The sequence below is a fragment of the Phaeobacter sp. JH20_02 genome, assembly GCF_048056915.1.
In the GTDB taxonomy this organism is placed as follows: domain Bacteria; phylum Pseudomonadota; class Alphaproteobacteria; order Rhodobacterales; family Rhodobacteraceae; genus Phaeobacter; species Phaeobacter bryozoorum.
The window spans coordinates 243,326-264,483 of the sequence record NZ_JAYMVP010000023.1 but is presented as its reverse complement, the minus strand read 5'-3'; the positions used below and the strand labels follow the sequence as shown (position 1 = coordinate 264,483).

Genomic DNA, 21,158 nt, shown 5'->3' with positions numbered 1-21,158 from the left:
CGCAGGCAAGGGGGGGCAGGCTGGCTGACGCCGCGTCCCTTGGGTTGGGCATGAAACAGCCGAAAGAGGTGTCTTGGGTCGGCCTATTGCTGCGCTGATAGGTGATAGCCGGTCGCCCCGTTTCAGCCGTTGGCTGCGCGCAGGCCCAGAATGCTGCGGGCCTGATGAGCGGTAGCAACGGGTCGCCCGTAGCGTTCGCACAGATCCGCCGTCCGGCGCACCAGTGCGGCATTGGAGGGGGCAAGCGTATGCCGGTCCAGTCGCAGATTATCTTCCAGCCCGGTACGGGTGTGCCCGCCTGCCGCGATGGCCCATTCGTTGACCTCGATCTGTCCGGCTCCGATCCCGGCCGCGCACCACTGCGCATCCGGGGCAAGGCGCTGCATGGTCTCGACGTAGTAGTCAAACACATCACGATCCACCGGCATTGCATTCTTCACGCCCAGTACAAACTGGACGTAGAGTGGGGCCTTCAACCGGCCGTCACGCGACATCGCCACCGCCTGATGAATATGGGAGAGGTCAAAGGCCTCAATTTCCGGTTTCACGTCGTAGGCCTGCATCTGCGCAGCCAGCCAATCGACCAGATCCGGCGGGTTCTCGTAGACGCGGGTTGGAAAATTATTGGAGCCCACCGAGAGCGAAGCCATATCAGGCTGTAGAGACAGCATTCCGCCGCGTTCGCGACCAGCGCCGGAGCGGCCGCCGGTAGAGAGTTGGATAATCATGTCGGGACAGTGCCGCCGGATTCCATCCATCAGTTCAGCAAACCTGTCGGGATCGGAGGTTGGTGTTTCGTCGTCCTGGCGGACGTGGCAATGGGCGATGCTGGCACCGGCTTCATAGGCTTCCTGTGTGCTCTCTACCTGTTCGGAAACAGTGATCGGCACGGCCGGGTTATGGGCCTTGCGCGGCACAGAGCCGGTTATCGCGACGCAGATGATACAGGGATTGGTCATGATCAGCCCTCAGATATCGAAGAACACGGTTTCGTCCGGCCCTTGCAGGTGAATGTCAAAGCGATAGGTCACGGGTGCCTGCGCATCGTCCGCCCTGCCGTGATCCTGGCGGCGGGCGATCAGGGTTTTTTGCCGCTCGGTCTGCTCGATCAGCGCCATGATGGGATCGCTGGCGTTGGCCTCCGGCTCATCGTCGAAGTAGAGCCGGGTATTCAGCCCGATGTTGATGCCACGCGCCACGATCCAGAGGTTGATATGTGGTGCCATGGTCTTCCCGTCACGCCCGCAGACACTTCCCGGTTTCACGGTCTCGAACTGCCAGTCCCCGGTGTCGAAATCAGAAATCGCCCGGCCCCAGCCACGAAAACCGGGTTCGACCTGCCCGCGCGCATCATCGGATGTTGGAGTCTCCGGATGCGGATAGCGCCCGTCGGCATTGGCCTGCCAGACCTCGATTAAAACGTCCTTCAGAGCTGCGCCGGTGCCATCGAAGACCCGGCCTTGAACCCGAATGCGCTGGCCCCTGGCATTAGGCCCGGCGATATCCTGACCCAGCTCGGCCGCATAGATTTCAAACCCGGCGGCACCGGGCGCTAGGCCGATATGCACATAGGGGCCTGCGGTCTGAGACGGGGTTTCCTTCAGTGGCGGCACCATCAGTTCCCCTCCGGCCGGTTTTCAAACAGGGTAGAGCGACGCCCGCGCAGCACGATATCAAAGCGGTAGGCAATCATGTCGAACGGCAGCGTCTCGTTCATGTCGAGCCGCGCAATCAGTTGCTGAACGGCGGCGGGATCGGGGATGGTGCTAACGATAGGGCAGCGGGCAATCAGCGGATCGCCCTCGAAGTAGAGCTGGGTGATCAGCCGCTGCGCAAAGGCGCGGCCAAACACCGAAACGTGTATATGTGGAGGCCGCCAGTCGTTTATGCCATTGCGCCAGGGGTAGGCCCCCGGTTTCACTGTGCGAAAGGCATAGGCGCCCTGATCATCGGTCAGAACACGACCGCAGCCGCCAAAATTGGGGTCCAATGCACCCAGATAGCCGTCCTTTTTATGGCGGTAGCGGCCCGAGGCATTGGCTTGCCAGATCTCGACCAGTGTATTGGGAACGGGACGTGCGTTTTCGTCCAGAACACGCCCATGCAGCAATATGCGCTCGCCGATCGGACTGCCGCCATCGTGGGCGAAATTGGTCAGAAGGTCATTGTCTCCGGGCGCGATATCGCTGGGCGCAAACGTCGGGCCGGTGATTTCGCTGGCAGTGTTTTCGAGGCTGAGCAGCGGCAATCGGGGGGATCGGCTGACCGAGGTTTTGTAGTCCGGCGTGAAGGCAGGAGGGTGCCAGCGGCGGTCGCGGGTAAAATAATCAGGGGGCGTCACAGCTGTCTCCTGCGGGGGGGGCGTCGCCTCGTTCTTCGGCGGCCATTTCGGCATAGGTTCTCTTGGCGAGCTTCAGCGCATGATTGGCGCGCGGCACCCCCGCGTAGATGGCAACATGTTGGAAAACTTCAGCAATATCTTCGGGCGTTGCACCGGTATTTGCGGTTGCGCGTATGTGCATCGGGATCTCATCGAAATTGCCGAGCGCCGCAAGAAGGGCCAGCGTCAGCATCGAGCGTTCGCGTCGGCTGATCTGCTCAGAGGCCCAGACTGTCCCCCAGGCTGCTTCGGTAATCAGGGACTGGAAAGGCGCATCCAGCGCTGTTGTCGCAGCATCTGCGCGGGCCACATGGGCTTCGCCCAATACCTCGCGACGAACCTTCATCCCTGCGTCATACTGCGGCTTGTGCATATGCTCCTCCATGGATTATCCCTTATCTCATATCGTAAATGGTCTGTATAATCCCCTTGTGTGGATATTTTTATGTCGAAAATGATATGCGCCTTTCATCTCAGCTGAAGCTCCGCCATCTGGAGGTCTTTGTCGAGGTTGCCAGAAAGATGAGCGTGACCCAAGCGGCGGAGCGCCTGGGCATGACCCAGCCGGCAGTGACGCGGGCGCTGCGCGAATTGGAAGCGGTCTGCGATAAACCTCTGGTCGAGAAACACGGTCGCGGCATTCGACTCTCCAGCTATGGTGAGATGTTCAGGGACTATGCGGGGCGCAGTCTGGCCCTGACACGCGACGGTGTCGAATTGCTACGTGGGATGGACGAGGCCGCAGGATCCAAGGTCGCGATTGGGGCTTTGCCGACGGTCTCGGCAACCGTTGTCCCGGAGGCACTGGCCAATATCTGGACGCAGGGCGCGCGCAACCGGTTTTCCGTCATGTCGGGAGACAATCACCATCTGCTGGATCTGTTGCGGCGCGGAGAGCTGGATGTGGTCGTAGGGCGACTACCGGCACCCGAAAATATGGTGGGCCTGGATTTCGATCCGCTGTTCCGTGAGCGGGTAACCGTGGTCGTCGCACCGGGCCATCCGCTGACGGAGCTGGCACCGCAGGATCTCCCCTATGCGCTGTTCGGCGCGTTTCCGGTTTTGATGCCGCCGCCGAAGTCAATTATTCGCCCTTCGGTTGAACGCATGTTCCTGGAACAGGGCATTTCGATGCCTGACGCCGCCATTGAAACAGTCTCGTCGACGTTTGGGCGCCAGTTCACATTGGCACATCAGGCGGTCTGGATCATCAGCCATGGGGTGGTGAAATCTGACCTCGCCAGCGGCGCCCTGGTAGAGCTGCCGCTGGACACTGACAGCACTCTTGGGCCGGTCGGGCTCTGCCTGCGGAGTGAGCACCGCTTGTCGGCAGCGGCCGCGAGATTCTGCGCTGCGCTAAAGAGCGTCTGCGGCTGACTGGTCACCTCGCGCACCGGTTCGGCCCAAGATTGCGCCGCGAATGGTAGAGGCATTTTTCGAATGCGGTAGCCTGTTTTTCTGGAGCTGACGCAGTGTCGCGCGGATTGACAGGTGAATTTCAACCTCTCTACTCTGGGTTTAATCGCAGCGGCGTTTTGGCTTGAGGAGGTCTGAAACGCATAGGACCTGCGCAAAAAGAAAAGCCGCCTTGAACGGGTGGGGGAGGACGATTTGGACGGAGTGCAGCTGCTGGTCAGCGGGCTCGCGAACGGCTGTGTTTACGGTCTGATCGCGCTTGGCTTCGTGTTGATCTACAAGGCGACCGAGGCGGTCAATTTCGCTCAGGGCGATTTCATGATGCTTGGCGCCTTCGTTACGCTGGGACTGACCAATGCTGAATATCTGGACTTACCCTTCTGGGTCGCGGCACCGCTGTCGATCGCAATCATGGCCGGGCTTGGGTATCTGCTTGACCTGCTGATCCTGCGTCATCTCTTTGGGCAGAACCAGACGGCGGTTGTCATCCTGACGATCGCGCTGGGCTTTGTCATCCGCTTCTTTGCCGGTGCGATCTGGGGCCATGAGCCACAGACGCTTGAGAGTCCGCTGGCGCTGGGAGATGTACAGCTTGCCGGCGTCGTTCTGGGGCTGGCCGATATAGCGGTGATTGTTGTCACGGTGCTGTTGACCTGGTCGCTCTACCAGTTCTTTCAGCGCACCAAGCTGGGTCTGGCCATGCAGGCGGCCAGCCAAAACCAGATGGCGGCCTATTTCATGGGCATTCCGGTCAGGCGGGTGCAGGGGCTCATCTGGGGGCTCTCGGGAGCGACGGCGGCTGTTGCGGGCATCCTCTTTGCGTCGAAGGGCGCGATTGATCCAAATGCCGGGCTGCTGGGCATCAAGGCCTTTGCTGCGGCGGTGATCGGTGGCTTCGGCTCGCTTCCGGGTGCGTTGGCGGGCGGGTTGATCGTCGGCGTTATCGAACCTTTTGCCGCGCGTTACCTGGCGGCTGGCTATTCGCAGATTGCCCCTTACGTGCTGTTGCTGGCGGTGCTGGTCTTCCGTCCGCATGGTCTGTTCAGCCAAGTGCGCACAAAGAAGGTATAAGGCGATGCGGATTCAGTTCAAAACCAGCTACGACCACGACATCCGCCTGTTTCCTGACCGTCATAGCCTGCTGGTTTATGGTGCGTTGATTGTGCTGGCGCTGGCTTTGCCACTGCTGATCAACGAATTCTACATCGGCGAGGTCACCAATGTTCTGATCTGGGCGATTGCCGGGCTGGGGCTGATGCTGCTGACCGGCCAGACGGGACAGGCCAGCCTTGGCCATGCTGCGTTTCTGGCGATTGGCTGCTATGCCAATACCATCCTGATTGAACAGGGGGTGCCCTTTGTTCTGGCGTTCCCGCTGGCAGGGGTCCTGACCGGGGTTGTTGGGGCCATCATCGCCATTCCGGCCCTGCGATTGCACGGGATCTATCTGGCGATTGCTACCATTGCCCTGTCGATACTGGCCGATGACATCATCGTTCTGCTTGAACCCTGGACCGGTGGTGTGTCGGGCAAATTTCCTGACGTGATCCGTTTATTTGGGATCGAGATTGAACGCTGGACCATGCCGGTGCGCTTTTACTATCTGGTTCTTGGTGTCACGGTGATTTCAACGCTGTTTTACCGCAATCTATTACGGTCACCGCTTGGCCGGGCCTTTGCAGCGGTGCGCGACAGTGAAGTCAGCGCCACCGCGATGGGCGTACATATCGCCCGGACCAAGGCAACCGCCTTTGGGCTAAGCTGCATGATCACCGGTTGGGCCGGGGCGCTGATGGGCTATTACGCCGGTGCCTTTAACAATGAGACCTTCTCTCTGGTGATCTCGATTACGCTGCTGATGATGATCGTGATTGGCGGGCTGGGATCAATACATGGCGCGTTTTTTGGCGCGGTGGTGGTCGCCTTTCTGCCGCAGGGGCTGTCGATCCTGAAAGACAGCGTGCTCGGCAGCGGGGTTGCCATTCCGGGTCTGGAAACCGGCGTCTTTGGCATGATCCTGATCCTGTTCATTCTGTTTGAGCCGATGGGCCTCTATGGACGCTGGCTGAAGATTCGCATCTGGTTCGAGCTGTTCCCCTTCGCACGCAAGGATATGTTCCGGCGTCAGAAATCCTATCTCAAGACGGAGCGCCTCAGATGAGCCTGTTGGAGATTGAACATGCCACGTTGAAATTCGGTGGCGTTGTGGCGGTGAATGATCTCAGCTTCTCGGTTGAGGAAGGTGAGGTCTATGCCATCGTCGGGCCAAATGGGGCGGGGAAGTCCACCGTATTCAACCTGATTTCCAGGTTCTACCAACCACATTCCGGCCAGTTCCGCTTTGATGGGCGTGACCTGTTGCAGTGCAACGCGGATGCGGTGGCGGATCTGGGCATTGCGCGGACGTTTCAGAATATCGAGTTGTTCGATCATGCGACGGTGCTGCAGAACCTGCTGGTCGGTCGGCATCGTCATCGGCGCACTACCCTGATCGAAGAGCTGTTTTTTGCGCCACGTGTCCGGCGCGAGGAACGGTTGCACCGGGCTGCTGTTGAGGAGGTCATCGATTTCCTGGATCTGCAAGCCTACCGCAACAAGATGATTGCCGGGTTGCCCTATGGCATCCGCAAGGTTGTTGAGCTTGGCCGTGCATTGGCCTCGGGGCCGCGGCTTTTGTTGTTGGATGAACCCGCCTCCGGCCTGTCGGTGGAGGAAACCCAGGATATGCGCTGGTGGATCGACGATATCCGCAAACAGATGGGGATCACTGTCCTGATGGTGGAACACGACATGGGTCTGGTGTCCAGCGTGTCGGACCGGGTTCTGGCCCTCGCCGATGGCGCGAAACTGGCCGAAGGCACCCCGGCTGAAGTGCAGGCCGACCCGGCTGTTATCGAAGCCTATCTGGGCGCGGGGGCGGTGTGATGGGCGCGGCCTTGCTGGACATTCGCAATCTTGAGAGTTTCTACGGGCCGATCATGGCCATTCGCGGTGTTTCGCTATCGGTTCAGGCCGGGCAGATCGTCACGGTTCTGGGCGCCAATGGCGCTGGAAAATCTACCCTGCTGAAGACGATTTCGGGTATCATGGATCCTGAGAAGGGCACGGTCAGCTTCGACGGCGAAGAAATCCAAGGTGAGGAACCGCATCGGATCGTCCGCCGGGGCATCGTACATGTGCCCGAGGGGCGCGAGGTCTTTCCGTTGCTCAGCGTTGACGAAAACCTGACCCTCGGGGCCTATACCCGCCGTGATCAGGCTGAGATCGAGCGCGACCGTCAGATGGTGTTTGACTATTTCCCCATCCTGGCTGAGCGGCGCCATCAGGAGGCTGGCACATTGTCAGGCGGTCAGCAGCAGATGCTGGCGATCGGGCGTGGGTTGATGCTCCGTCCGCGCATCATGCTTCTGGATGAACCAAGCCTTGGCCTGTCGCCACTGCTGGTACAGGAAATCTTTGGCATCCTGAAGCGGCTGAACCGCGATGAGGGGGTGACCATGATGCTGGTGGAACAGAACGCGCGGATTGCGCTGGAGTTGGCGCATGTCGGCTATGTCATGGAAATCGGGCGTATCGTCATGGATGGCAGCGCCGACCGGCTGATGGACAGCGAGGATATCAAAGCGTTTTACCTCGGCCATCAGGAGGCCGGGCAGCGCAGCGAGAAACGCTGGAAGCGCAAGAAGACATGGCGCTGATCGGCGCGACTGAGATCAACTAGGGACCTGAATGGATGCGAGGACAGCGGTGACACAGACAGCGTCGGCGGCAGACATAACAACACAGGCGGGCGGCGATGCGGCCCCGCTTCCTCAGGTTGAACTGAACGGCGCCAGCTACAATGCCACGCCGGGGCAGCGGCCCGTCATGGTCGATGGCTGCGATACCGTGGCAAAATTGTTTTCGCTGCGCTGTCATCAACTGGGCAAACGGACGGCTCATCGCGAAAAGGATATGGGCATCTGGAAGGCCTATTCCTGGCAGGACTACTGGGACCATGCGGAAAAGATCGGCCTGGGCCTGATGGCGCTGGGGCTTGAGCGAGGTGAAGTTGTTTCGATCCTGAGCGAAGACCGCAAGGAATGGCTCTATCTCGATATGGGCATCCAGGGCGCCGGGGCCATTGCGTCTGGCGTCTATACGACAGATTCCGCCCAGCAGCTGGCCTATTTGATCAATGACAGCGGCAGCCGGTTTCTGGTGGTGGAAAACGACGAGCAGCTGGACAAGTTCCTGGAGATCGAAGCCGAGGTCCCGCATCTGCGCTGGGTTATCATTCTGGAGCGCGACGGGCTGCATGATCTGGAGCATGACAGATGCCTGTTTCTCGATCAGCTTTATGATCAGGGCGCGGCCTTCAAGATGGCAAATCCAACCGCTTTCGAGGACGCGGTGGCCCGGTCGCGGCCAGATGAAACCGCGCTGCTGATCTATACGTCGGGCACCACTGGCCTGCCCAAGGGCGCCATGTTGAGTCACGAGAACATCCTCGCGACGATGGAGTCAGGCGCGCGTGCACTGGAATGCTACGCCACGGATGAGCAGCTCTGTTTCCTGCCGCTCTGCCATATCCTTGAGCGCAACGTCTCCGTCTACCTGCCAATGGCGGCCGGCAGTACGGTCAATTTCGCCGAAAGCCCGGAAACCGTTTTCGACAATATGCAGGAAGTGTCGCCGGCCACCTTCTTTGCGGTGCCGCGTGTCTGGGAAAAAGTCTATTCCCGCGTTCTGGTCCTGGCGCAGGAGGCGACCTGGCTGGGGCGCTGGGCCTTTGGTCGGGCGGTCGCTGCGGGGGCTGCGCGGGCCGAGTATGTGCTGGCCGCAAAACCCGTCCCTGCGGGTATCGCCCTGCGCTATCGGATCTGGGATATGCTGGTTCTGCGTAATCTGCGCCGAATGCTCGGGCTGGACCGGCTGCGCCGGGGCGGCACCGGGGCGGCACCGATTTCGCCTGAACTGCTGCGTTGGTATTGGTCGATTGGCGTGCCGCTGATCGAGGGCTACGGGATGACCGAAAACGCAGGACTTACCGCGGCAAACCGGGTGTTGTCGCATCGGCCGGGCACTGTTGGCCAGGCCGTGCCGGGCGTTGATATTCGTATCGCGGCGGATGGGGAAATTCAGCTCTGGGGGCTCAACAATTTCCAGGGATATTGGCGCAAGCCTGAAAAAACGGCTGAGACCTATACCGAGGACGGCTGGCTGCGCACTGGCGATGTCGGGCGGCTGGACGAAGATGGGTTCCTGACCATCACCGGGCGGATCAAGGACATCATTATCACCGCTGGCGGCAAGAATATCACACCGGCTGAAATCGAAAGCCGGTTAAAGTTCAGCCACTATATTTCCGACGCAGTGGTGATCGGTGACCGGCGCAAATTCCTGACCTGCCTGATCATGATTGATCAGGAAAACGTCGAGAAATTTGCCCAGGATCGGAAAATCCCGTTTAGTGATTTTGCCTCGCTCTGTGCTGCGGAACCGGTGGTTGATCTGATCCGGGGTGAGGTCGATGCGGTCAACCGTGATTTCGCGCGTGTCGAGCAGATCAAGGATTTCCGTCTGATCAACGTTCTGCTCACGGCCGAGGATGACGAGCTGACCGCGACCATGAAGTTGAAACGTGGGCTGGTCGAGAAAAAGCACAAGAACCTGATCGACCAGATGTACTGACAAACAGGCGCATCCGCGCCGGGGGACACAAGGGAGTAAGCGCAGATGAAGAGATGGACAGCGGGCTTTATCGGGGCCGCACTGGCGGCGGGGCTTGCGCCTCAGGCGATGGCGCAGACCCAAGGAGTGAGCGACAGTGAAATTGTACTCGGCTCGGTCAATGACCTGAGTGGAATATTTGCCGCTGTTGGTGTGCCGGCCGTAAATGGCGCCAATTTGCGGTTTGACGAGGCCAATGCCAATGGCGGCATTCACGGCCGCCAAATTCGTTTCGTGGTCGAAGACAATGGCTATCAGATTCCGCGGGCCATGCAGGGCTACAATAAGCTTCTGAATCGCGATCAGGTCTTTGCAATGCTCCTGTCGTTGGGAACGCCCATGAATATCGCAGGGTTCAAATTGCTGGATCCGAAAGGCATTCCCAATATCAGCCCGCTGACAGCTGCGCGTCAGATGTTGCAGGAGCCGATCGACAATAAGTTCATCGGGTTTTCCAGCTATTACGATCAGGTCCGCGCCGGTGTGACCTATCTGGCGGAAGAATTCGATGCGAAAGAAGTCTGCTCGATGTATATCCCGTCGGATTTCGGCAAGGAGATCAAGGAGGGCAGCCAGGATGTTGCTGCCGAACTAGGGCTGAGTTTCGCTGCCGAGACGACCCATAAGCCGGATGAGCTGGACTTCGTCGGTTCGTTGACGAAACTGAAGTCCGAAGGATGCGATATCATCACCATGGCTCTTGGCGTGCGGCAGGGGATTACCGTGGTTGGCACCGCCAAGAAGCTGGGCTGGACTGAGGCGAAATTCCTCAACACCTCCGCCGGTTTTCTTGAGGTGGTGGCGGCGGTGCCCGGCGGCGTAACGGAGGGTCTCTATGCTGCGGCTGGCTGGGCTGACCTGATCGCGCGGGCTGAGGACGACGTTCCGGCGAAGTTTATGGCGGATTACGAAGCAAAGTTCGGCCAGCCCGCCGGTGGCTTTGCCATGCTCGGGTATAGTGCGGCCAATACCGTGGTGAATGCGCTGGAGGCCGCAGGCCCCGATCTGACTCATGAAAGCTTTATCAAGGGGATGGAAAGCCTCGATTTCTTTGATGCCTTGACCGATACCCAGATCACCTATGGGCCGGATGACCATAGGGGCGCCGATGTCATTGTCATCTCGGTGGTAGAGAATGGCGTCTGGAAAGAGCTGAGCCGGAAATAGGCGGCCGCCTCGAAAACAAAAAGGAAAAGCCGACAGGTTTCTATCTGTCGGTTTTTGCTATTCTTGGATCAGGCCCTCTATCCGGCGTATTGGGCTTCATTTTATGCACATATTTGAATATTATTACTCTTGCGGAAGAGGGAGTCGAACCATGGCAGTAACAAGACGGCATTTTGTGCAGGGGTTGGGGGCCGGGCTCGCGCTGGTGCCCTTCGGGCGTGTTTGGGCGGAAACCAGAGTGTCGCTCGGCGCAGCGGAGCTGCTCAGCCTCTCAGATGGCCGAATGCAGTTGCCACCCTCTTTTCTGTATGGGGATCTGGAGCCATCTGCGCTTGCGCGTGTCCTTGCGGAGCATGGGATGTCTCCTGATGAGCCGCTCACACCGGAGGTGAATGTCACGCTGTTGCGCGACAAGGATCACATCATTCTGTTTGATACCGGTGCGGGGCCCGCCTTTCAGGATGGGACTGGACAGCTGCCCGATGCGCTAGCTGCCGTGGGGATCAGCCCGGAGGATGTCACGCATGTGGTGTTCACGCATTGCCATCCTGACCATCTCTGGGGTGTTCTGGATGATTTCGACGAACCGCTCTTTAGCAACGCTCAACATATGATGGGGCGCAAGGAATGGGACTACTGGTTTGATCCTGCAACCGTGGGGTCAATCGGCGCGGCGCGTGAGACCATGGCGGTTGGCGCACGCCGACGTCTGGAGATCCTTGCCGATGGTATCACCCTGTTCGATGATGACGCCGAGATCCTGCCGGGTGTTGCTGCACACGCGACCTTTGGCCATTCACCCGGCCATATGTCGTTTGAAATTTCAGGTGGCACGGATAACGTGATGGTGCTGGGTGATGCGATCACCAATGCACATGTCAGCTTCTCCGAGCCGGGCTGGGAAATCGCATCCGATCAACTCCCGGCCGCCGCGGCCAGGGTGCGGCAAAAGCTGTTGCAGCGGCTGTCATCTGAGCAGCTGATGGTTGTAGGGTATCACCTACCGAATGGTGGCGTGGGTCGTGTCGATACTGTCGGCAGCGGGTATCGGTTTATATCTGAAAATTAATCAAAACAATCATAGGGTGCATTATTTCGCATCCGTATCCGGTCTCCCGATCAATGACTGTTAGAGAACGGCGTCGGATGTGACGGCTATTCCGCCTGCGCGGCTCGGCTGTCCTGACACCGGATGTACAGTTTCTCCATCTGGAGGAGACAATATATTGCGGCTGTCGTCTCATTCAGCCGTGGCCAATAGCTGGATGCCGATCAGTGGTTTGGATGCTGGAGGGAATACTCCACAAGTGTGCGTTATCCAAACATAATGAAATCCTTTAGGTTGTATTATTTGTGATGACTTTTATTGATTCTTGTGAGATGGTTAATGAGTGGGTAATCAATTCGGTCGGAGTTGGGGTTTATAGGTTCCGGTTGTATTGCTAGAGGTAATGGGTTTGGGATATGGAAAATAAACTTAGAATTCGCCATTTTGGCGCGTTTGGAGTTTTTCTGCCCGACGGAGACAGTCTTCTCCTCGGCTCAAAGCACCAGGCACTGTTGGCACTTTTGTCTACTGCAGAAGGCGGTGTGCGAACACGAGCGTTTTTGGAGCGTACCCTGTGGAGTCTGGCCCAGCCAGAGCAGGCGAAGGCCAGTTTGCGAACCGCGCTCTCGACTCTCCGTCGGCATCTTGGAAGCGAATGTGCGTCCTTTCTGTCCGCCAATCGAGAGCGCGTGGTCCTGGATCTGTCGAAAATCGAAGTAGATGCAGACCCTGCCAAGGGCGATTTCATGGAAGGCTTTGAGCTGCCGCATGAAACGACATTTGCGGTCTGGTTGGAACAGCAGCGCAATGAGCTGACGCGCGCCGATGCCCGCAATCGGGCCGCCACGGGCATGCTGCGTGACTACAGCCGCGCCGTATTGGACAGCCTGTTGCCGCCGATCGCCGTTCTGCCGTTTGTGCACCGCGCGCCGGGGGATGCAAAATCTCCGCTTGGGGCATTGCTCTCGGAGGAGTTGGTGCGCCACCTGTCGCGCAGCCATGCCTTTTGCGTCACGTCATATCTGGCGTCGCGGCAGTTCGATCCGCATCAGATCCGCCCTAGCGAAGTCTATTCGATGGCGGGTGCCAGCTATCTTGTATCGGGGACCGTCAATGTTACGGGCCAGACCTACCGTTTGCAGGTTGACCTGCATGACGCCGAGCGGGAGCGGGTCATCTGGTCGCGAGACTTCACCGAAACCCTCGCGATGCTGACCAATGGGTGCAGCATGGCTTTGCGAGATGTTACCGCGCAGATCGGCTGGACCGTGGTCGGTGAAGCGGTGCGTTTGGTTGGCTTCAGGCCGCTGTCCAAACACGATAGCCATACCTTGCTGATGGCGGCGATCGCGCTGATGCAGGACATGCAGATGCCGCAGTTCAACCAGGCGCAGGAAATCCTCGCAGTCCTGCTGGAACGTGAAGTGCAGCACCCGGTTGCCCTGACGTGGATGGCGATGTGGCATGTGATGCGCGTGCAGAAAGGTTTCTCCACGGATCGTCAGCTTGACGCGCATCTCGCCAACCAGCTGGTGGCAGCGGCGCTCGCCCAGGATCCGACGTTCTCTCTGGCACTGACGGTACGGGGGCTGATAGCCAGCCACCTGATGTTCCGGTTCGATCTGGCGCAGGATTCCTATGACCTCGCACTGAAGGACAATCCGAACGAAGCATTGGCATTGCTGCTGAAGGGCACAACCCTTGCCTATCAGAACCAGCCGGAGGATGCGGTAAGGCTGACGGATGCCGCACGGCGGCTCTCTCCGCTGGGACCGCAGCGCTATTACTTCGATTCGTATTCGGCGACGGCCAATCTGGGCGCGCAGAATTACGAGCGTGCAGTCAACCTGGCGGACCGGTCCTTGCAGGCCAACCCGACCTTCCCGGCAACGTTACGGACCAAAGCCATCGCCCTGCAGGCATTGGGGCAATCGGACAAGGCGCGGGATGTCGTGAAATCGCTGCTCACCGTGCAGCCGGGGTTCAACATTACACGTTACGAAAAAGATCACGCGGCATCCAATGCCCCCTTCGGCAAGGATTGGAGCAAGGCGCTGCGGTCCGCGGGTGTGCCTGCCTGAGCGGTAAAAATCCATCGGGCGGACCATCGACCCGGTGAGAGCGGTGGAGACGCGGGGGCTTGCAGGCCTGCCGTGTCTTCGCTCATCTACGGGGGCAGCAGAGGGTGTGCATCGCGCTCGCCAGTACGAAGAGGTCCCTATCATGAAGGCAGTCACCTATCGCGCGTTTGGAGCGGCAGAAACCGTCCTGCAGCTGGAAGACCTGCCCGATATCGCACCGGGGCCAGGTGAGCTGCGTGTGGAACTGACCTATTCCGGCGTAAACCCCTCTGACGTGAAGGCGAGGGCCGGCGCCCGCGCTGGAGTGACTGAGCTGCCCTATCCGGTGATCATTCCCCATAGTGACGGGTCGGGCGTGATTGCGGAGGTCGGCGAGGGTGTCGATCCGGCGCGTATCGGGGAGGCCGTCTGGATCTGGAACGGTCAGTGGCAGCGGCCGTTCGGGACCGCCGCCACCTCCATAACGCTGCCGGCTGAGCAGGCTGTTCCGCTACCGGAAGGGCTTGACCTGAAACAGGGCGCGGCTCTGGGGATCCCGGCGCTAACGGCTGCTCATGCGGTGTTCTCGGTTGGGGATGTCACCGATCGGACGGTGCTCGTTCAGGGCGGTGCCGGCACCGTTGGCCTATTGGCCGTGCAGCTGGCCAGATGGGGCGGGGCGCGGGTGATCGCGACCTGCGCATCTCACGCGGCGGACCGTGTCCGGCAGGCCGGAGCTGACGCCACCCTGGCCTATGCCGACGGGGACCTGACAGAGCAGATCCTGGCGGCAAATGATGGTCGCCCCGTCGACCATATCGTCGAGGTTGAGTTTGGTGCGAACTGTGCCGTCGACACCGAGGTCATTGCACCAAATGGTCGGATAACGGCCTATGGGTCGGCGCAGCAGATGACACCGCAGCTACCGTTCTACCCGTTGATGTTCAAATCGGTGACGCTGGAGATGATGCTGGTCTATCTGCTGCCGCCCGTGGCCCGTCGTGCAGCGATCAAACGTATCGAACATGCCGCAGCCGCTGGGGCGTTGCATCTGCCCATCGCTGAGGTTTTCGATCTGGTCGATACCGCCAAGGCGCATCACGCCGTCGAACGGGGGCATCGCGCCGGCTCCATCCTTGTAAGGACCGGAAGAGATTGAGAAACCCAGCACCAGAGCTGAGTGTTTCCGGGTCAGAACAGACCAGCCAAAGGGAAGCATGAAAACTGCATTTTTTTCCAAAAACCCTCTTGCACCTGCTGAAATCTGGCATTAGACACCCGCTCACCGATGGGGTGTGGCCAAGTGGTAAGGCAACAGTTTTTGGTACTGAAGATCGTAGGTTCGAATCCTACCACCCCAGCCATTATTCCACATATTTTGATGCTTTTGAGGGTCTGGCTTCTCCGGCCACAATCGGCGTTTCGGTGTGACCAACTGATACCTCGCGGCATATTCGTCTTTAGGTGAAGACCGAGGGGAGGCGCGCTCTACGGTTGTAGTCTCGCTCTGTTCAGCTGCGATATCCGTGCTGAATGCCTCTGGTGCTCGTCAAATCAGAATGGATAAGAGGCAAATACTATTCAAATTTTAATATATTTTACAAAGCAGTATCGATTTTCGGACCGTTGCAGGCCCTGTATTCATTTTGTTTCAACCATAACAGCCTAACCTGATGCACCCGTCGAGACGCGGCAGGCCCACCGGCGCGCACTCGAGGAACGGTAGACTCGGAGGCTGGCCATGACGGTTGGGTATCTTATCACTCTTGGCGACGGCACACTGGATGCCGGCGACGGGATTTCTGCGAACCAATCCAACTTTACTTCAGCCGACGTCATCGGGACTGGCAGCTGGACCTGGAGCGGTGTCTATCAGGGCGACGGTCAGACCTACTCAAACATCAGTGACACTGGCACCTATCACTATGGAAGTGACGGGAATGTCTATTTTGTTCCAGATACTTGGTACACGACCAGCGGATCCGGCAGTGCGACGACGATCCCTGCCAATTCGATGTCGGGCACATCGGGTAATGACGCAATCAACGGCGACGCCAATGACAATGTTATCTATGGCGGTGATGGTGATGACTACCTGACCGGCTCCTCGGGCGATGACATTATCTTCGGCGGCGAGGGGAACGATAACTACGATACCGATACCGGCAATGACACCTTCTACGGTGAGGGCGGAGATGACTGGGTTGCAATCTATGACAACATGGATGGCGAATCGCTCTACGGTGGCGAAACCGGAGAGACCCTGGGCGATATGCTTGAGGTCTACGGCGATTATGCGGGTGTTGATGTCAACGTTACCTTTACCGGCGATGGGGACGGAACCGTCACATTTGCGGGGCAGACGGCCTATTTCTGGGAGTTTGAGCGGTTCTATCTCCATTCGGGAGACGACACGCTGGACGGCTCTGCGGCGACTTCGGCGCTCAACGTGCAAACCGGCAGCGGTGCCAACAGTGTTACGGGTGGGGCTGGTGATGACACGATATCGACCGGCGCGGGAGCGGATGTGGTCGACGGCGGCGCAGGCGACGATCTTGTCTGGGGCGGGGTAGGGTCCGACACGGTTGACGGCGGCGCCGGGGCCGACAGGCTCTTTGGTCAGGACGACAACGACCTCATCTACGGTGGCACAGGGTCTGACACCATCGATGGGGGCTTGGGCGACGACACGATCTACGGGGGTGAAAACTCGGCAACCTCGGTCGGCGGAAGCAATACCGCAGGGAACACCTATACGGTCATTCATCTTGGGACGGCGTCCGAGGTCGACAGCGTCGAGGGGAACGCCGCCAACGAAAACCCGAACGCTCTACTGGGGACATACGGGAGCGCGGGGGCCGAGCTATATAACAACTTCCAGACTGCCATCGCGTCAGACGATAATGCGAATACGCGCATCGACTTCGATGACGAAGCCGCGCCGGAAACGATCAATATCAACGGTGTAGACAAGCTCGTCGACACCGGCATGGTCTATAACGCAACGGTAACGTTCACCGACGGCACCACCGGGACGTTCACGGCTGTGGTCATCCAGACCACGGACGGCCACGTCTACATGATGCCGGAAGCCTCGAACAACGCCGAGAACGTTCTTCTAACCAGCAAGACGATCGAGAGTATTTCGCTTGATAGTGTTGTTGTCGGCTACTCAAACGTCACCGCAACCCGGGTAGATGCCGACTATGCTCTGCCGGGTGACACGGATACCTCGGGCGACAGCATCATTGGCGGTGCCGGCGCAGACGTCATCTATGGCGGTGCCGGGAATGACACCATTGCGGGCGGAACCGGCGCTGACAGCATAGATGCCGGGGACGACGCGGACCTCATCCTTCTCCAGGATGGCTTCGGCAACGACACCATTGTTGGTGGTGAAGGGGGCAACGACAGCGATACGCTTTCCATGTCGAGCCTGACCGGGCCAGTGACTGTGACCTATACCGGCGACGAGATGGGGACGATCACCAACGGAACCGATACGGTCAGTTTCTCGGAGATCGAGCGTCTGAACCTGACCGAGCAGGCCGATGTCGTGAATGCCAGTGCGGATAGTGCCGGGGTCGATATAGATGCTCGAGGCGGTGACGACACCATAACCGGCGGCGCGGGTGCCGATTCCATCAAGGGCGGCAGCGGCAGCGATTCCATCGTTGCCGGGGCTGGTGCTGATACGATTGTCGGCGGCATTGGCGACGACACCATTCGGCTGACTGCGGATGCAGATCGCGATCAGCTGGTGTTGGCCGATGGGGCGGGATCCGATCTGATCTATGATTTCGATCTGACGGACAGCGGTGACGGGACCACGGTTGATCAGCTGGATGTTTCAGGGCTCACCAATTTGGCTGGAGATCCAGTTAAAATCGGTGATGTCGTGGTGACCGATACCAATGGTGACGGGACCGGCGATGCGATCATGACCTTCCCCAATGGGGAGAGCATCACATTGGTCGGGGTGCAGCGGTCGCAGGTGGACAACGGGCCCGAAATGCACGCGATGGGCATACCCTGTTTTACGGCCGGGACGCTGATCCAGACGCCAACCGGGCGCGTCAAGGTCGAATACCTCAGCCCCGGTGATTGTGTCAGCACAATGGGGGCGGGTGCCCAGCAAATCCTATGGGTTGGGGCATCGTCGTTCACCGCCACGCGCAAGCGCCTATCGGAGGCGCTGATGCCGGTGCGACTGGACCCGGACGCCTTTGGAGGTGAGCGGGCGCTGCTTGTTTCGCCTCAGCATTGCGTCCTGATGAAACAGCGCAGTAGCGGGCGCCCGGTGCATGTGCGCGCCAAGCATCTGGCACAGGTAACCGGATTTGCATCGTTCGCACGGGAGGTGACGCAGGTTACCTATGTTCATGTACTACTGAAAAAGCACGAGAATATCCTGTCGAACGGAATCCCCAGCGAGACGTTTTATCCCGGCCTTATGGCGGTCTCCACGCTTGGCCCGGCAGATCGCCTGGGACTGTTTAAATGCCTGCCGCAGCTGATCCTCCATCCGGTAGAGCAGGCTTATGGGCCTCGTGTTCTGCCCGTTCTGACACGCCGGGAGGTGCAATCACTGGCCCGCGCCGGAGACCTGGTGCCTTGGCTGATCGGTGACATATCTCGGCACCCGCCGGCTGAGGGGTGGGCCGAGACAGGCGGCTGGCAGGCAATGTATTCGCCGCGGTACAGCTTTCAATCCGGCGCCGCAGCAGGGTAGGCAGTCGTCTCAGCCTATCCGCTGTATGGACATGGTCAGTGGGTGTCGCGCAGGATCATTTCTGCGTCCAGCCTCACCGTTTCTTCGGGGGCCTGCGGGTAATCCAAGCGCCGCTCCAGGCAGCGCAATACGGCGGCAACCATGCCGTCAATCGGGTTTCGCAACGTGGTCAGTCGTATGGTCGGCCAACGGGCCATTTCGATGTCATCAAAACCGATCACCGAGACGTCTTTGGGAACCACCCGACCGGCATCCCGCAGCGCACCGAGTGCGCCGATGGCCATGGCATCATTGGCACAGAATATCCCATCGAAATCAGTCTGTTCCAGCAGATTGCGGGTGGCGAAATATCCACTCTCGGTGGTGTAGGTTCCGGTGATCTCCCCCGCCAGTGTGATGCCTTTGGCCGTCAACCCGGCAAGCAGTCCGCTGCGGCGTTCAGCGGTCGCGCCGAATTCCCCCGGACCGCCCACCATCGCAACCCGGCGACGGCCGCGTTGCGCAAACAGATCCGCCGCCATCTGTGCGGCTTCGTGGTTGCGCAGACAGATGTTGTCGACGCCCTCTGCTGCGATGATTCGGCCAGAGGCGATGACCGGGATATGCAGTTTGCTACAGAGTTCGACGATTTCGGTCGCAAGACTGCCGCTACGCAGGATCATCGCATCCAGCGGATAGCGGAGCACCTGGGTCACCGCATCGCGGGCATGGTCGCCACCACCGGCGATCACCACCGGCCATTTGCCCGCGGCATTCAGGCCGGCGATCAGGGCAGAGGTCGCCTCCTTGTCGTATTCATTGCGCATCTCACCGGCGAAAACCGCAACCAGATTGGAGCGCGCCCCCTGCAGACTGGCGGCCAGCGCATTGGGCTGGTAGCCGAGTTCATGTGCCGCCAGCAGGATCCGTTCACGTTTTTCTTGATCCAGATAGGCGCCCTCGGTGAAAGCCCGAGAAACAGCCGAACGCGAAACGCCAGCGATTTCAGCCACATCTGCGGCTGTCACCCGGGATTGGCGTTTGCCGCCAGCTGACCCTTGTCGCTTCATCTGTCGTCCCTTTCGGGCATGATGTTTTTTTTGTGAGACACCGAAACCCTTGACACAACCGTTACATAGCGCCCCTATATGAACACGTGTGCAGTTCTGGTGCAACGGACAAGCTCCTGGCAAAAGACACAGGGCGGAAAGACGCAGCGAGCCGCACAGGCCCAGGGGAGGCCATTTCAAAAAACACCATCGGTGGCCGTTTTCGGCTGCCTTGGACAATTGGATCGTTGGCCCGATTGGGCAACGGCAGACCGGAGACTGATGATGAAGCGTATTACGTTTACGACCGCTGCGACGCTGGCTTTTGCTGCAAACGCTGCGTTTGCCGAAACCGAGATCACCTGGTGGCACGCAATGGGTGGAGCGCTGGGCGACACCGTCAACCAGATCGCATCCGACTTCAACGCGAGCCAGGATGAGTACAAGATCACCCCGGTCTTCAAGGGCACCTATGAAGAGACCCTGACCGCAGGTATCGCTGCCTTCCGCGCAGGCGAACAGCCGAATGTGATGCAGGTGTTTGATGCTGGCGCCGCAACCGTGATCGGCGCCAAGGGCGCGACCATTCCGGTTCAGGATCTGCTGGCCAACAATGGTGTTGAATTCGACATCAACGATTACATTGCCGGGGTGCGCTATTTCTACGCCGACAGCGATGGCAAGATGATCGGCATGCCGTTCAACTCCTCCACGCCGATCATGTATTACAACATCCAGGCGCTGGAAAAAGCGGGCGTTACCGCGCCCAAGACCTGGGAAGAGTTCCAGACCGTCACTGCACCAGCGCTGAAAGAGGCAGGCTATACCGCCCTGTCGCAGTCACATCTGCCCTGGATCTTCACCGAGAATTTCCACTCGCGCCACAACCTGCCGTTTGCCACCAACAACAATGGCTATGATGGGGTCGACACCCAGATCCTGGTGAACAACGACGCGATCAAGGCACATTTCACAGCTGTCACCGACTGGCAGAAAAACGGCTACTTCGAATGGTTCGGCACAGGTTGGGGCGACAACCAGACGCCGTTTGAAGAAGGCAAGGTTGCGATGTGGCTGGGCTCCTCCGGCTCCTTCGGTGGTCTGAGCAAGAAAGACCTGCCGTTTGATTTCTCCGCGACCATGCTGCCCTATTGGGAAGCCGTGACAACAGAGCCGACGCAAACCTTCATCGGTGGCGCCTCGCTGTTTGCCATGGCGGGCCATGATGCCGAAGAAAACAAGGCAACTGCTGCGTTCTTCGACTTCCTGACCTCCGCCGAGGTTCAGTATTTCTGGCATAAAGAAACCGGCTATGTGCCGATCACCGAAGCCGCATATGAGATGGCAAAGGCGGACGGCCATTATGACCGCGCCCCTGCGGCCGAGGTCGGCATCCAGCAGCTTTCGCTGGCGGCTGGTGACAACACCAAGGGCTATCGCATGGGCTTCTACGTACAGATCCGTGACGTGATGAACCGCGAATACGGTCGCATCCTGACTGGTGAAACCTCGGTTGAAGACGCCTTCAACGCGATTGAGTCCGAAGCCAACAACCTGCTGGCCCGTTTCGCCAAGACCCAAGGCTAATCGCGGGGAATTCCCCCTTACCTGTGAC

General features: G+C 59.2%; 17 protein-coding genes and 1 tRNA gene. 13 read left to right on the top strand and 5 right to left on the bottom strand.

What is annotated here, in order from left to right:
- Window positions 1-122 precede the first annotated feature (122 nt).
- From VWY34_RS13505 to pcaC, 4 genes are read right to left on the bottom strand one after another with little or no spacing between them, the layout of a single operon-like run.
- Complete coding sequence (locus VWY34_RS13505) at window positions 123-959, bottom strand: 3-keto-5-aminohexanoate cleavage protein (protein WP_416544402.1); 837 nt, start codon at window positions 957-959, stop codon at window positions 123-125.
- Between the two features lie 9 nt (window positions 960-968).
- Window positions 969-1,616, bottom strand: coding sequence for a protocatechuate 3,4-dioxygenase subunit alpha (pcaG, locus tag VWY34_RS13500; protein ID WP_416544403.1), 648 nt, complete (start codon window positions 1,614-1,616; stop codon window positions 969-971).
- Window positions 1,616-2,341, bottom strand: a complete 726-nt coding sequence (gene pcaH, locus VWY34_RS13495) for a protocatechuate 3,4-dioxygenase subunit beta (RefSeq protein ID WP_416544404.1) — start codon at window positions 2,339-2,341, stop codon at window positions 1,616-1,618. Before pcaH ends, pcaG begins: the two co-directional genes overlap by 1 nt.
- Window positions 2,328-2,753 carry a 4-carboxymuconolactone decarboxylase gene (gene pcaC / locus VWY34_RS13490; protein WP_340546271.1) on the bottom strand — a complete coding sequence of 142 codons (426 nt, stop codon included), beginning with the start codon at window positions 2,751-2,753 and terminating at the stop codon, window positions 2,328-2,330. Before pcaC ends, pcaH begins: the two co-directional genes overlap by 14 nt.
- Window positions 2,754-2,839: 86 nt before the next feature.
- Between pcaC and pcaQ the strand changes: the two genes are divergently transcribed.
- From pcaQ to VWY34_RS13430, 12 genes are all read left to right on the top strand, one after another.
- A complete protein-coding gene (gene pcaQ / locus VWY34_RS13485) occupies window positions 2,840-3,757 on the top strand; it encodes a pca operon transcription factor PcaQ (protein WP_340544159.1) in 918 nt (305 codons plus the stop codon).
- Between the two features lie 234 nt (window positions 3,758-3,991).
- On the top strand, window positions 3,992-4,867 hold the full coding sequence (locus tag VWY34_RS13480; RefSeq protein ID WP_340544161.1) for a branched-chain amino acid ABC transporter permease: 876 nt from the start codon (window positions 3,992-3,994) through the stop codon (window positions 4,865-4,867).
- 4 nt (window positions 4,868-4,871) lie between these two features.
- Complete coding sequence (locus VWY34_RS13475) at window positions 4,872-5,957, top strand: branched-chain amino acid ABC transporter permease (protein WP_260082436.1); 1,086 nt, start codon at window positions 4,872-4,874, stop codon at window positions 5,955-5,957.
- Window positions 5,954-6,721, top strand: a complete 768-nt coding sequence (locus VWY34_RS13470) for an ABC transporter ATP-binding protein (RefSeq protein ID WP_340544166.1) — start codon at window positions 5,954-5,956, stop codon at window positions 6,719-6,721. Before VWY34_RS13475 ends, VWY34_RS13470 begins: the two co-directional genes overlap by 4 nt.
- Entirely contained in the window at window positions 6,721-7,494 is a 774-nt protein-coding gene (locus VWY34_RS13465) for an ABC transporter ATP-binding protein (protein ID WP_340544168.1), read from the top strand. Before VWY34_RS13470 ends, VWY34_RS13465 begins: the two co-directional genes overlap by 1 nt.
- A gap of 169 nt (window positions 7,495-7,663) precedes the next feature.
- Window positions 7,664-9,469: an AMP-dependent synthetase/ligase gene (locus VWY34_RS13460; protein ID WP_416549267.1), complete on the top strand. Its 1,806-nt coding sequence runs from the start codon at window positions 7,664-7,666 to the stop codon at window positions 9,467-9,469.
- 45 nt (window positions 9,470-9,514) lie between these two features.
- Window positions 9,515-10,675, top strand: a complete 1,161-nt coding sequence (locus tag VWY34_RS13455; protein ID WP_416536374.1) for an ABC transporter substrate-binding protein — start codon at window positions 9,515-9,517, stop codon at window positions 10,673-10,675.
- A gap of 151 nt (window positions 10,676-10,826) precedes the next feature.
- On the top strand, window positions 10,827-11,744 hold the full coding sequence (locus VWY34_RS13450) for an MBL fold metallo-hydrolase (RefSeq protein WP_416544405.1): 918 nt from the start codon (window positions 10,827-10,829) through the stop codon (window positions 11,742-11,744).
- Window positions 11,745-12,139: 395 nt separating this feature from the next.
- A complete protein-coding gene (locus tag VWY34_RS13445) occupies window positions 12,140-13,804 on the top strand; it encodes a tetratricopeptide repeat protein (protein ID WP_416544406.1) in 1,665 nt (554 codons plus the stop codon).
- A 142-nt stretch (window positions 13,805-13,946) separates the two neighbouring features.
- Window positions 13,947-14,942, top strand: coding sequence for an NADPH:quinone reductase (locus tag VWY34_RS13440; RefSeq protein ID WP_416544407.1), 996 nt, complete (start codon window positions 13,947-13,949; stop codon window positions 14,940-14,942).
- 130 nt (window positions 14,943-15,072) lie between these two features.
- Window positions 15,073-15,147: transfer RNA gene (locus VWY34_RS13435), tRNA-Gln, on the top strand.
- A 377-nt stretch (window positions 15,148-15,524) separates the two neighbouring features.
- A complete protein-coding gene (locus tag VWY34_RS13430; RefSeq protein WP_416549027.1) occupies window positions 15,525-18,515 on the top strand; it encodes a Hint domain-containing protein in 2,991 nt (996 codons plus the stop codon).
- A gap of 35 nt (window positions 18,516-18,550) precedes the next feature.
- Here the strand turns inward: VWY34_RS13430 and VWY34_RS13425 are convergent, their stop codons facing one another.
- Window positions 18,551-19,564 carry a LacI family DNA-binding transcriptional regulator gene (locus tag VWY34_RS13425; protein WP_340544178.1) on the bottom strand — a complete coding sequence of 338 codons (1,014 nt, stop codon included), beginning with the start codon at window positions 19,562-19,564 and terminating at the stop codon, window positions 18,551-18,553.
- Between the two features lie 264 nt (window positions 19,565-19,828).
- Between VWY34_RS13425 and VWY34_RS13420 the strand changes: the two genes are divergently transcribed.
- The gene (locus VWY34_RS13420) at window positions 19,829-21,130 is read left to right on the top strand and encodes an extracellular solute-binding protein (protein WP_416545636.1); all 1,302 of its coding nucleotides are present in this window, start codon (window positions 19,829-19,831) and stop codon (window positions 21,128-21,130) included.
- Window positions 21,131-21,158 lie beyond the last annotated feature (28 nt).